The organism is Acinetobacter entericus (assembly GCF_026168575.1).
Classification (GTDB): domain Bacteria; phylum Pseudomonadota; class Gammaproteobacteria; order Pseudomonadales; family Moraxellaceae; genus Acinetobacter; species Acinetobacter bouvetii.
Genome location: NZ_JAPEQW010000015.1, coordinates 63,602 through 76,652 on the forward strand (window position 1 = coordinate 63,602; position 13,051 = coordinate 76,652).

Sequence of the window (13,051 nt, forward strand, 5' to 3'; positions counted from 1 at the left end):
CCATGATAAAAGCTGCGTGAAATATCCAGCGTCCTTATATACTGCATTTTCTTCATAAAGATGGATGCTGTGACTGATAATTCTTAACTGCTTCAATCCGCTCATAGGTTGCAGGATGCGAACTTAAAAAATCTTGCCAAGAGCGCTTTTCCGTCACTTTCTCACCGGCATCATCCGCAAGGCGCTGTAAAAAATTGGCATAGTGCATGGTTTTCAGATGATGCTGATCCATCATGCGCATGGCGTATAAATCGGCTTCGGACTCAAAATCCCGCGAATAGCTTGCGCCAATCAGCGCAACAGGCAATGTGGTGATCAGATCAGAACTGTCCCCCGTAATCATCAAGGCGATGACACTGAACCCAAGGCTGGATAATGCCTGCTGCATGCTGTGGCGCTGCGCTAAATGCCCCTGCTCATGCGCCAGCACTCCTAAAAGCTCATCATCATTTTTGGCCAGCTTCACCAGCTCATCGGTCAGTATGATGGTGTTATTCGGAATTGCCAGCGCATTGGCGCCAATGCTTCCGCCGCCGCGGAAAATCAGCTTTGCAGGCTGTGTTCCGGCAACCAGACGCTGATATTTTTGCAGCAGTTCATCCTGGCGGGCCTTAGGCAGCTGCGAGTCTGCTGTCATCTCCAGAATATACTTTTCCGCTTGATCGCCCCAGCTCTGCATTGTTTGCGCAGGTAAATGCTTTGACACCTGATAAGAAGCCGCAGGCACGCCCCATTTAATAACAGCAAAGGCCAAAGCCGCTACAAATGCCACACTGAACAGAATTAAACTGGGCGTTTTTTCCAGTTTCCAGACGGTATGCAGGCGATCTTTAGCGGTTAAATTAAACCACTCAGGCAAAGCATCTTTAAATTCCAGCCGAGATTCATCCTTAAATTCAACAATCGGCTGAATCGTCCCCAATGCGCCAATCAATGTCATATCGTCATACATATAGACCCGCTGCTGCACCAGCTGAATGCCATATTTCACTAAAACACGCTGTTCATCCAGTTTAAGCACTTGCGCAATTTGCGGCTTAGCGCTGATGCCGTCGTAAAATACCGCATCGGCAGAAAGGTTCATGGCTGTCTCCCGCAATTAAAGTGAAATATCCAAATCAAAGATCTCACTGAGTTCTTCAGCGACTGCATTGTGGTCTTGCTGCAGCTGGTTCATCAAATCATCAGGATTATCGGCCAGCACCAGTTTTAATGATTCGGTCTGATATTTATATAAGCGAATTGCAGCCCACGGCGTAAGCAATCCGAGAGAAATAATTTTTGCCAGCCAGTTGCTGAGAATAATCCATGCATAGCGCCATTGGCTGCAGCCCGCGGTGAAGCGGCTGCGGTTAATCGATGTGCTGTTCCATGAGGTAATAAAAATACGCGCCATCATCAAAGGCCAAACAAATAAGTAGCCAATGAAATATGCAAGCAAAAACAGCCCAGTGTAATATTTACCCCCTAAGCCTCCGCTCATGCTGTACATCAGGCCCAGCACCGCGGCCAATACAGCCACTGCTGCCATAAAAACAAACACTGGCATATACATCGCGCGCATATACGCAGGCCAATCAGCATTTAACTTAAAGTTCAGCTGCCCAATATACAAATGGTTCAGGCACTCCCGCTTATAGAGCCAGACTGCGGCTGGAAAAAACAACCCCAGGGTGAATACCGTCACCGCAACACATTTCAAAAAGCACCAATACGCGCTTTTATTGCTCCCTGCAAAAAAGAACCGGCTATTGCCAAACTTGCTGTTGCGGGCGCGAAAACGGATCGTCGAACGCACCAGCCATGGCACTGCCAAGAAAATCAGCAGCAGGCCTGCCAAGAGCAACTCGACTGAATATTTCATAGCCAAGGAAATTGCGCCGTAAATGACGAGGGCAATAATGCGTCCGATTAAAATCTTAGACGGCAGGCCTGTAAAATCGAAACGGCGCTGAATAAACCATGTATTGCCATAGAAATAGCGCAGGCGGCGCACTTTCGCCCACGGCGCGTATAAGCCTAATGTAATGATGGTCAGTAAAATATTGACAATCCAAATGCCAAAATATTCCGAGGCCGTTCCCTGAAAGCGAAATGAATATTGCAGCCCTAAATCAATGGAAGCCCCTGCCGTTTGCTGCGGTGTTTCTTCAAAAATTGAAGTGGGAAAGTCTGGGTTTTGATTGGGATAGGTTTCTGAATTTTGCATAAAAATCCTAAAAAATTATTTTAATAATTGAGTGATCCAATGTCACCGCGCTGTTCGGCATGACTGCAATATACGGTGAATTACAAAAGCAGGTGCTGCTGTTTTTCTGCGCTATCCTTTGATTCTAATAGATAAAATGAATAAATATGGAGAGCTTTGCTGTCAGCGGGCGGAAAACCTATTCCGATCAGTTGCAAACATTCTGCCCAGCAGGACTCCCCCTTAAAATCGCCTGCATATGAAACATATCCATTGATCTGAATATAATCTTTCCAAGCTTGACGCACTATTTCGGCCAAATGCGCGGCGCTGTGAAGCGGTTATCCCGCCAGTGTGGCTTTGATCACCAATATTGGTAATATCGAAACGCAATCCGCAGCATAAATTCATCATACTGCAGCATCCGAAGCAGCATTTCAAACCGGTCTGATCCGCGCGATTTTACCTATTTAATTCAGCGCTATGGAACTGAATATGCGCCTCAATAAAACTGGCAATAAAGTAATAGCTGTGGTCATATCCTTCACGCATGTTCAGCGTCACCGGATAGTTCATTTCACAGCAGGCATCGCTCAGCAATTCAGGCTTTAGCTGTTCTTCCAAAAACGAATCCGCTGAACCTTGATCTACTAAAATTGGCTTGCGCGCTGCACCCGACTTAATCAGCTCAACGGCATCATAACGGCGCCACAGCAATTGATCATCGCCGAGATAAGCCTTAAAGGCCTTCTGCCCCCAAGGCACTTGCGACGGCGCAACAATAGGCGAAAAGGCGGAAATGCTCTGATAAATGTCCGGATTGCTCAGGCCAATGACTAAAGCGCCATGCCCTCCGGCACTATGCCCCATAATGCTTTGCACCCGCTTGCTTGGAAAGTTTTCATCTATTAAGGCCCGCAATTCATGAACGATATAATCATACATTTGATAATGTTCAGACCATGGCGCTTGCGTCGCATTGAGATAAAATCCTGCGCCTTGCCCTAAATCGTAAGCCGCATCATCCGCGATATTGTCACCCCGCGGGCTGGTATCCGGAGCGACAATAATCACTTTATTTTCGGACGCATATTTTTGTGCGCCAGCTTTGGTAATGAAATTCTGCTCATTGCAGGTCAGCCCGGAAAGCCAGTAGATCACTGGCAATTTCTCATCCTTTGCATGCGGCGGCAGGTAAATTGAAAAGTTCATAGCGCATTTCAAAATATCTGACTGGTGCTGATAAACATCCTGCCAGCCGCCAAATGAGGCATGTCTTTCTATCCTTTCCACAAACTGCTCCTTAATCATCAGCGGTGCCATATTAGCCCAATTGTTCAGCAATCCAATGAAAAGCTGAATCGTTAAAACCAAATCCTGGCTTAGAAAAATAATCGCCCAATCACAAAATGCGAAGTATTAAATAAAGAATAAATTTAAATTAAATCAAAATATTAATTCAGATTATCTACTGTATCCCTTTTCAGCTCCGGCGCTGCAACTGCTTGCGGAGATTCAAAAACACAGTGCTGATTTTTAAACCAACCTTCCTCAGGCCAGCTGTTTCAATTCGGCAGATACGTCTTAATTCAGTACTGCGGCAGCAGGCTTCTGTGGCGTCGAAACAAGTTTCTGCGGCGCAGTGGCAGGCGGAAATAAGCGCTGCTCCAATTGCGGCAGCATCAATTGCATATTTTTGCCAATTGACCATTGCGGTTCAGACGGTTCAAAGCCTTGCGCACTTTCCCATTGCGCGACTGTTTCTTTGGTTTGTTCAAATGCTGCTTCTATGGAAGGCTGCTCACGCATCGCCTGATCAAAAAAAGCGCGTCCAAAATAGGTATAATCCGCTTCACTCGAACAGCCGAAGGACTGGCGGTCAGCCGCCGATGCGGTAATCACCAGCGTATTTTCATTCTGTAAAGCTGGAACAAAACTTCCGGAATAGCAAGACGAAATCACAATCACCCGCCAGCGGATGCCAGCCGCATCTAAAGTTTCACGCAGCCATTTTGGATCAACCTGCGCTAAATCCAATGGGGCATTTTCCATTTCAAAGACATTCGGCAAGCCATGCGAAGTCATATATAAAAATAAGACATCGCTTTCTTTATTCATCTGCTGGCCAATACGGCGCAAAGCCATCTCCATGCTGGTTTTGGATGCAATCGGCAATTCCGTGCGGGTTGCCGGATTGTTGACTAAAGCCATAGAGTGGCCAAAGGTGCCGAAACGCGTATCAAACTGTTCTTTAATCCGTTCAATTTCCAGTTTAAAGACATCTTGATAGCTGGCTCCCGCCACCCCTAAAAAGTACCAGTGAGTTTGCGCAAACTCCCCATATTCCACGCCATCTAGAGATTTATTCAGCAATTTGCTCTGCGCATAGAACGCATCTTCTGCAAATGTTGGCGGCATGTCTTCAACTTTCCAGATTGGCTGGTCTTTGACTGATATTTGCCACACCACCAAAGTAAACAGTGTCGCCAGCATAATCAGCGCGCGCTCCCACCATGGCCACTTCAACTCTCGGGAAATCACCCAGACAACAGCAAGGCTTTGCCACACAAACAGGATAATGAACAGGGTTGGAATAAAGTCATACAGGATATACGGCAGCACATCCAGATCGCCCAAATACTGTATCAAACCCTGAAACAGCATAATGTGGGTATCCAGCACCAGCCATAACAGCGCAGGCACCAGCATCAGGCGCGGGTTATTGACCCGCTGTGACAAAAAGATCCCGACAATCAAGGCAATAAAAGGCCAAAGCGCGTAGCTGACCAAGCCTTGCGGGTTAAATTCGCCAATGCGCCCGCTGCTCAGCCAGCTGAACAGGCTGTTTGCGCAGCCGCCTAAAATCCCCCAAAACACCAATTGCAGAATAGATGGGCGGACAATCTGAAGCGAGCGCCTAGACCCCAAAAACAGCCACATCCCCGCAGTTTGGTTGCTTTTAAAATCATGCCAAAAATTGATGGAGGGTTTAAAGTCGATCATATAAATCTTATGGGGGTTATGGCTCACTTATTACATCAGCAAGTGTATGCTTGATGCAGTTTTTATCAATGCTATTTTTCAACTATATAGCAAATCAGGGTAATTTTTGAAGTCATTATCACACTAAATTGTCAGATCATGCTGAAAATAGGCATCAAAACGGCAGGCATCCCCTTGCCATTGATGCTGCGGTTCCTGATTCGCCAGAAATACCGCCAGTCTTGGACGTTTTACCACAACCCGTTTTGCAACCTGCTGCGCTAAACCCAGCAAATGGTCGCCCAAATCCATTTCACCATCTTCCGGCAGCAGCATGTGCAGCAGCTGCATCTGCTTTTTCACTTGCGCCTGTTTTTTAATGGCCTGTTGATTTTGATCACGTTGGGGAAACATGGGATCTAAATATACGACATCCGTCATTTTGCGTTGCACGGCCTGTTCACGCAAATAGTCTGCTGAATCTTGAAAGACCAAATGAATGCGCGCAGCCACTGGCTTTAAAAAAGGATCCTGCATGGCCTGCTGGTGCGAGTCTTCAAGCAGTGTAAACAGAATCGGATGGCGTTCCAGCAAAGTCACATTGGCGCCTAAATACGCCATCAGCAGGCTGTCATGGCCAAGGCCGGCTGTCGCATCAATCAAATTGGGCTTTTCTGCCAAATTGCAGGCGCGGCCAATCATTTCAGATTTAATCGATGCTCGCTTCAAACGTCCGGCTTCCGCCTTCCAGTCCGGCTGCATTTTCATGCCATTGGCGCATAGCCAAAGGCCATCCGCATCTACGCTCAAAGCAATGTCCGGATTTTGGCGGAAAAACCGCGCATTGAGTTTTTCTGCAACATGAATATTTACGTCAACCCCACGAGAAGAAAGCACAGCAGAAAACTGCTGTGCTTTCGGTTCAAACTCGGCTTCTGTGTATAAGCGCATTTCGCTTACCATAATTTCCAGCCTGTAAATGCAAACAATAGGATCAATAGGCCTGATGCAATGCGGTACCAGGCAAAAATCATAAAATCACGTTTTGCGACATAAGCGACCAATACGCGAATAAGGATCAATGCAGAAACAAATGAAACAATGATGCCTGTTGCCAAAACGCTCCAGTCTTCAGTGGTTTTAAACACATCATAGCTTTGATATAAATCCAGCAGGCCCGCGCCAATAATCACAGGGATACCCAAAAAGAATGAAAATTCCGTCGCTGCTTTACGCGATATGCCCAAGAACATTGCGCCAATAATGGTGGCGCCTGAACGCGAGGTGCCCGGAATTAAAGACAGCACTTGAATGAGGCCAATCCACATCGCTTCTTTATAGCTGATATTTTCGACTTCTTGCGCATTCACTTTCGGCGGGTGCTTTTCAATCCAGATAATAATAAAACCGCCAACAATAAGGCCAACCGCAACCGCAATATCATTAAACAGCAGGTCTTTTACCGCCTGGCCAAGAGTTAAGCCCACCATAACAATAGGAATAGACGCCAGGATCAGGCTAAAGCCTAGATGCCGGCCTTTGACTTCACCCGTAAACATGCCGGTTGCTGCGCCCCAAAGGCGTGACCAGTATTCATAAATGACGGCAGCGATAGCGCCCATTTGAATCGCAATCACAAAGACATCGCTTTTTTCTTTGGTCCAAAAGTTCATCAATTCAGAAGCTAAGATCAAGTGCCCAGTACTTGAAATTGGCAAAAATTCAGTTATGCCTTCAACGATGCCCATGATTGCTGCTTTAAGCAGCAGTATAAGATCCATACAAATTCCTAATTATGGTGTACCCTGTTCTGGGATTTTTTTCCAAGCATTATCACGCAAATAGACAGGCAAAGCTTGTTCAGCAGTCACCCAATTTTGCTGCTGTGCATGTATGCGCGCGATTGTGGCGATATCCTGTGCGGTTGCACTGATATCCTTATATTGTATTTGTTCTGGCTTAACTAAAACTGAACCCGAGCCAATCAGCGTAAATTTCACGGCCTGCTCGGCTCCGCTGTAGCTTAATAATTGTTCTTCATCTGCAGCCTGCATAATGCCGCTTTCATCCAGCTGATAACTGGCCATATAGACTTCTTTCATACGCGCATCCAGTACCGCCGTGACTTCAGTCAAGCCGGCGATACGGTATGCAGCTTGCGCCAAAGCCTGCAGGCTGGATACAGGAATAACCGGCAAATCATTTGACCACGCCAGGGCCTGCGTCACGGCTGCATTAATGCGCACGCCGCTGAAAGAGCCTGGGCCGCGGCTGAAGGCAATCGCGGTTAAATCTGAAATTTGAATGCCTGTTTGCGAAAGGCCCTGCTCAATGAATGGCAAAATGGTTTGCGTTTGTGCTTTCGCCCGCGCATCGAGTTGGAAATAAAGCTCTTGATTTTCTTCTGCAATACAGACGGAACACTGCTCATTGGCGGTTTCCAGTGCCAGCAATTTCATGCACAACCTTAATTAAAACGGACTAAAAAACGGTGATTATGATACTCCACTCGCAGATGCTTCGCGAGATTTTCCATCATTGGATACAAAAAAGCCTGGCATCATCCAGGCTGAGTATTTTTTAGATTGAAACTCAATCTAATTGGGCCGGTTCCAAATGCATGAATTTAGGGAAATGTGCAGCATAATGCAGGGCGCTCATTTTCAATTTTGCTTCGGCAGCCTCATCAAGCATTTTTACAACTTTGCCAGGAGAGCCCATCACCACTGAATTATCAGGAATGATTTTGCCTTCTGGAATTAAGGCATTGGCGCCAATAATGCAATTTCTGCCAATCACCGCATTGTTTAAAACCACTGCATTAATCCCGATAAGGCTGTTGTCGCCAATGGTGCAGCCATGCAGCATCGCTTGATGGCCAATAGTCACATAATTGCCGATATGCAGTTCAATGCCAGCATCGGTATGAAGCACTGCATTTTCCTGCACATTGCTATAATCCCCCAAATGAATGCGGCAATTATCTGCTCGGATGACAGCGCCAAACCAAATGCTGACTTTTTGCCCCAGCTCAACCTGGCCAATAACTGTAGCATTGTCCGCTACCCAGCCATCCCATGGCTGATGCAGCGCTTTCGGCGAGCGCCCTTCAAATTTATACAGCATCATGCTTCCTTGAAAATATCCTGTTGAGAATAAAACATAAATTAAGTCACTTAAATGTCGGTGAATTAACTAAAAAAGGCCATTCTTTTTGATAGCCTAATCCGTATTGAAATAGCGAAATCAGCATTCGCGCAGTTAAGCCCCAGACAATTTCATTTTCTACCCGCATGCTGGGAAAATACAGCGATTGATGCGCATAACGCACTTCATAAGGAATCGGCGGCGCCTGCATCAATTTTTCGACAGAAGCAAAGAAGATCCGGTCAATTTCAGAAGGCTGCGCAATCAGTTCAACTTGCGGCGGAATCAACCCAACCACGGGCTTAACCAGCATGCCATTTCTTGCTTTTTGCATGGGCAGATCACCCAGCAGCCGCACATCAAAAGGATTAAGCGCCGTTTCTTCCTGCGCTTCACGCAAAGCGACCACAATATTGCTGGTGTCATTCGGGTCACGCTTGCCCCCAGGAAATGAAACTTCTCCAGCATGATTGGACAAATAAGCGGAACGGCGGGTCAGCAGTATTTTAGGATCAGCTTCATCTGTAACCGCAATCAACACAGCGGCTTGCGCGTATTGCACCCGCGTCGAAAACCGTAAGCTCTGCTGCAGTTTTTGTGTCAATGAACGATCCTTCATCCATATTTCTCTTTCTTATTGCGCTCATTTGATCATAGCTGAATTTTATTGCCGCTGCCTGAGAAATGATGCCAAAGTTTAATTTTTCAGTTATGCTGACTGCAAGTTTAATCATTGACCTTGAATATGAACTTCTGTACAAACTGCGGCGGTACAACAGCTGAAAAAATCCCTCTTGGTGATCACCAAGTCCGCCGTGTATGCACTCAGTGCAGTTATATTCATTACGTCAATCCCAAGGTTATTTGCGGCGCGCTTGCCCTTTGGGAAAATAAAGTGCTGCTGTGCCGCCGCGCAATTGAGCCGCGCTATGGACTGTGGACTTTGCCCGCCGGATACATGGAGCTGTTTGAAACTATGGAGCAAGGCGCGGCCCGCGAAACCCGCGAAGAGGCTGAAGCTGAGGTTGAAATTCAGCAGCTCTACTGCATGTACAATATCCCTCGGATTGGTCAAATCTATGTGCTGTTTAAAGCCGACCTCATTGAAGGGAAATTTGGCGCCGGTGAAGAAACCATCGAATCCCGCTTATTTGCTGAAGATGAAATTCCATGGAATGATTTGGCATTTCCCAGTGTAGAACGCACACTCCGGCATTATTTTGAAGACCGGAAAACAGGCAATTTCTCAAACCATCTGGAAACATTAGGCACGCGCTTGGATCATACCGGATAGCACTTTGCATCGTTAAGCAGCAGCCCTGCAAATATAAAAAAGCCCATCAGGAGATGGGCTTTTTTATATTTAATTTTTAACTTTCACGCTATAACACGGCGCAAGGCTAATGGATAAAGTGCCGCCCGCTAATTTTGCCAGTTCAGTATCTTGAGCCGTTACTGTGGTCGTATTATTTGTATTGTATGTACGCTGGAAACTCGCCAGACTATTCGCCCATTTTACCTCACCAGTTTTGGTTGAATCGGTAAATGGGATGCTTGCCGTACCGCCAGTCAGACCTAATAAATTACCGACATTCAATAAAGCGCCGCCAATCACTAAACTGTTGCCATCACTATCCGTTTTAATCGATGAATTCATGCCAATCAAGGCGCCATCTATTTTCCCTAGTGTCGCCCCGCCTAAAACCATCCGCAGGGACACCGTCTTATCATTGGTAAATGCACGAGAAATGGCACCCAAGCGATATTGCTGCACACCGTCTTGGATATATGTGGCTTTATTAAAGGTGCTGCTGTCACAAGTGCCCGTAGACATATCATCGGCGGTAAAGCCCGATTTAATATTTGAACGGATGTTCCCGTTTTCCTCAATTACAATGCCCAATTTGACATTTGAAACAGAAGTATCCGTAAATTTAAAGGCCAAATCCGCATACATTGGGAAAACATAGCTTTCACCATTGCTTACATTGGCCGCGGATTTGAAAACCGCTTTATCTAAATAAGTAATTGGGAAAGTTTTATACAGATCCAGCGTTCCTTTAAACTGATCGGCCCCTACTGTTTGCTTCCAAAGTCCAAAATCCAGCTGATCCGCACTGCTTACTGTCGTCTTTCCTGTCAGCAATTTATAGAATTTTTCTTTGCCGGCAATCATATAATCGTTATACAGCTTGCCTTGATAAATCGTTAACGGCGAGGAGGAATTCCCCACATTAAAATTATAATTTTGATCAATTTTCTTCGTTAACGGATTCAGCCATGTATTTTGAGATGGCGCGGTTAAACGGATTGGCCGCGTCGATGTAATTAATTTAGTATTTAATCCGCCTATGGTTTGTGTCCCAGAAATGCCTGAGCCCTGCCACTGCAAACCGCTGCCAAAAGTATAGCCTTCACGGTCTGTAATCACCATAAAGTGACCAAAAATATGCTGTGTAGACGCATCGGTTGTATCACAGCTGTCTTTATTGCAGCCGACCAAGCCGTCTGAACCGCTTAATACGCTCCCCAAGATCGCCGCAGTAGAAAATAATGAAAACTCTGGCTGATACACCGCGCCATTCGTAATCATGACTAATGTTTTTACAGCTTCAAAAGCTTGCGCATTCGTTACAGACGATAAATTAATCCATGGATTAATCAATGCTTCAAATTCAGCATCTGTGGTATTAATCAGCTTGTCTTGAGGAATCGAAGCCGCAATATTTTCAAGCTGCGTACGCATGCTGTCTGTAATATATAAAGCTTGAATATCAGCAGGATTAGAAATTTTCCGCTCTTGAAGCGCTAATGCCTGCAATATCCGGACAATACGAACCGCGACTTTAATTGTGGCATCATTTTCATTTAAGGATGCAGCGCTGCTTCCTGTGAGCCCTGCAGCAATATCAGCAATAGATAGGCGCGGCAACTGAGCAACACTTACTTTTGCAATGCTGTTCAGGTCTAAGCTGCCCAAATTAATCCGTTTATCTTTTTCACCTTTAATAAAAAAGGTAGCCGTATCCCCAATCTTACATGCGCCTGTTGCTGCGCCATCTGTTAAATTCAAATTCGTGGTAAATACATTTACCGTATCACTGCTGCAGGTGAAATTCAGCCCATCTAGCGGATAGTCCAGCGCAAACCCCAAGCAGCCGCTTGTACCAATTGTACATGCCCCATTTGCAGTGCTGGTGTCATAAACTTCTGGAATCACATTAGCGCTTTCGCCGCCGCAGCCAGACAATGCTGCAACTAATGTTGTTGTTGCAAAAGGTAAAAAATAATTTCTTTTCATTCCTATTCTCTTTATTCAAATCCTACCGGATTGCGACTAATTTCAACTGTCCATGATTGGATAATTCACGATGATCAACGTCTAGCGCAGAAGCCAAAGGCGTCAGTAAAATATATTGGCTCTGCTGCGGAACGTGAATGACACCTTCAATTTTTTCATGTTGGGTCATTGTTGCAGCGCTGTCATTATTTTTAAACCCCCCAGCCCCTTCCAGCACACATCCCTGCTGATCTAAGAAAACCACAAAGGGCCAATAAAAAGTTGGGTTATTCTGTTTAGATGCATACGAGTTAATTCGGATATTTTGTATTGGCTTTTCGACTTTGATCACTTCAAAATCAAACTCATCTTTCAATGGCGCCCTTGGCCAGATATTCATTTCAGACTGCGGCTTTAAATTTTTCGCTTTTTGAGTTTGCTGTTCCTTAAAGCACTGCTGCCCCAGTCCTAAAACAGCATCCGCCTGAGAAACCCTATAATAAGATGCAGATAAGGTAATTGGCCCATTTTCCACAGGCTGATTGCGCTTAAACAGGGATTCAATTATAGATTTGCTGACTCCCTTCTCACGCTCAACCATCTGCATCCGAGTTGCGCCGACTTTATGATCAATTACGCCTTCCGGCATCGCATAAAAGCGCTTTTTGCCTTCTAAATTAAATTCTTTATCTTCCAGATATTCACTGTTGACGTACTGCTCGCCATTGATGGCGGAAAAACCTGCGCGCGGTTCTGTTTGCGCTAAAGGCTTCTCAGCTGCGCCCGTTTTTTTTATCAAATCCGGCGGCAGAATTTTAAATGGAGACTGCGCTTGATTCAGCTGTTCATTTTTTTGAATCGACTGCATCACTGCAGGCGCAATCTGTACACGTTCCGCTGGTACTGCTGACAATAACGGCTTAGGCTCTTCCGCGCGCACGTTGTGTTTAAACGCTGGCGGAACATTCACTTGAACTGTTTCAGGCTGCTCAGCCGCTTTCCCATCATCCTGTTTTTGCGGCATAAGCCGCTGGACATCTGCCGCATGAGTCTGGGGTGTTGACGGCAAATTATCTTTAGCCTGCTGACGCTTTTCTACTGAGGGAACAGATTTTTTTATATCTAATTTTTTGATAACTTGCTGTAAATTCTGTTCTTGCGCCCTACTGATTTGTAAAGATGATCGGATTTCTTGCGGCTGGGCAATCACAGCAGATTCTATCTTTAAATTAGATTGTTTCAGATCATCCTTATTTGCATGTTCACTCTGCTGCGCATCCTTTTGAGGTTCGCCTTCCTTTGCTGGCTCTTTTTTCAAAACCTTCTTGTCTGGCAGCTGCACTACCATCGGACGCCCATCCGGTCCAATAATTGTATGGAATATGCCAGCATTAGAAACCGCTGCCTGCAATATTCCAAATGCAAGCACCGATTTCATGAATAAATTCCCTTTC

Annotated in this window: 13 protein-coding genes; 1 reads left to right on the forward strand and 12 read right to left on the reverse strand. The window is 45.7% G+C overall.

Features of this window, described 5'->3' with window-relative positions; genetic code table 11:
• Positions 1 to 52 precede the first annotated feature (52 nt).
• The 10 genes from OKC24_RS12455 to OKC24_RS12500 form a co-directional block, all read right to left on the reverse strand.
• On the reverse strand, positions 53 to 1,084 hold the full coding sequence (locus OKC24_RS12455) for a M48 family metallopeptidase (RefSeq protein ID WP_265465420.1): 1,032 nt from the start codon (positions 1,082 to 1,084) through the stop codon (positions 53 to 55).
• A 15-nt stretch (positions 1,085 to 1,099) separates the two neighbouring features.
• Positions 1,100 to 2,209 (reverse strand): YjgN family protein, encoded by a 1,110-nt coding sequence (locus OKC24_RS12460; RefSeq protein WP_131277728.1) that lies wholly within the window; start codon positions 2,207 to 2,209, stop codon positions 1,100 to 1,102.
• 80 nt (positions 2,210 to 2,289) lie between these two features.
• A complete protein-coding gene (locus OKC24_RS12465) occupies positions 2,290 to 2,496 on the reverse strand; it encodes a hypothetical protein (protein WP_131277730.1) in 207 nt (68 codons plus the stop codon).
• Positions 2,497 to 2,650: 154 nt separating this feature from the next.
• Positions 2,651 to 3,481, reverse strand: coding sequence for an S-formylglutathione hydrolase (gene fghA, locus OKC24_RS12470; RefSeq protein ID WP_130147563.1), 831 nt, complete (start codon positions 3,479 to 3,481; stop codon positions 2,651 to 2,653).
• A gap of 291 nt (positions 3,482 to 3,772) precedes the next feature.
• A complete protein-coding gene (locus tag OKC24_RS12475; protein WP_130147561.1) occupies positions 3,773 to 5,191 on the reverse strand; it encodes a C13 family peptidase in 1,419 nt (472 codons plus the stop codon).
• A gap of 123 nt (positions 5,192 to 5,314) precedes the next feature.
• Positions 5,315 to 6,133: a class I SAM-dependent methyltransferase gene (locus tag OKC24_RS12480; protein ID WP_130147559.1), complete on the reverse strand. Its 819-nt coding sequence runs from the start codon at positions 6,131 to 6,133 to the stop codon at positions 5,315 to 5,317.
• Complete coding sequence (locus OKC24_RS12485; RefSeq protein ID WP_130147557.1) at positions 6,127 to 6,951, reverse strand: undecaprenyl-diphosphate phosphatase; 825 nt, start codon at positions 6,949 to 6,951, stop codon at positions 6,127 to 6,129. Before OKC24_RS12485 ends, OKC24_RS12480 begins: the two co-directional genes overlap by 7 nt.
• 12 nt (positions 6,952 to 6,963) lie before the next feature.
• Complete coding sequence (gene tsaB / locus OKC24_RS12490; protein ID WP_130147555.1) at positions 6,964 to 7,629, reverse strand: tRNA (adenosine(37)-N6)-threonylcarbamoyltransferase complex dimerization subunit type 1 TsaB; 666 nt, start codon at positions 7,627 to 7,629, stop codon at positions 6,964 to 6,966.
• 133 nt (positions 7,630 to 7,762) lie between these two features.
• A complete protein-coding gene (locus tag OKC24_RS12495) occupies positions 7,763 to 8,296 on the reverse strand; it encodes a gamma carbonic anhydrase family protein (RefSeq protein WP_130147553.1) in 534 nt (177 codons plus the stop codon).
• Between the two features lie 46 nt (positions 8,297 to 8,342).
• Positions 8,343 to 8,936: an NUDIX hydrolase gene (locus OKC24_RS12500; RefSeq protein ID WP_130147551.1), complete on the reverse strand. Its 594-nt coding sequence runs from the start codon at positions 8,934 to 8,936 to the stop codon at positions 8,343 to 8,345.
• Between the two features lie 126 nt (positions 8,937 to 9,062).
• Between OKC24_RS12500 and OKC24_RS12505 the strand changes: the two genes are divergently transcribed.
• Positions 9,063 to 9,611, forward strand: a complete 549-nt coding sequence (locus OKC24_RS12505) for an NUDIX hydrolase (protein WP_130147549.1) — start codon at positions 9,063 to 9,065, stop codon at positions 9,609 to 9,611.
• A gap of 69 nt (positions 9,612 to 9,680) precedes the next feature.
• Here the strand turns inward: OKC24_RS12505 and filF are convergent, their stop codons facing one another.
• Positions 9,681 to 11,618: a putative pilus system protein FilF gene (filF, locus tag OKC24_RS12510; RefSeq protein WP_131277734.1), complete on the reverse strand. Its 1,938-nt coding sequence runs from the start codon at positions 11,616 to 11,618 to the stop codon at positions 9,681 to 9,683.
• Positions 11,619 to 11,640: 22 nt separating this feature from the next.
• On the reverse strand, positions 11,641 to 13,035 hold the full coding sequence (gene filE / locus OKC24_RS12515; RefSeq protein ID WP_252151933.1) for a putative pilus assembly protein FilE: 1,395 nt from the start codon (positions 13,033 to 13,035) through the stop codon (positions 11,641 to 11,643).
• Positions 13,036 to 13,051: the final 16 nt, after the last annotated feature.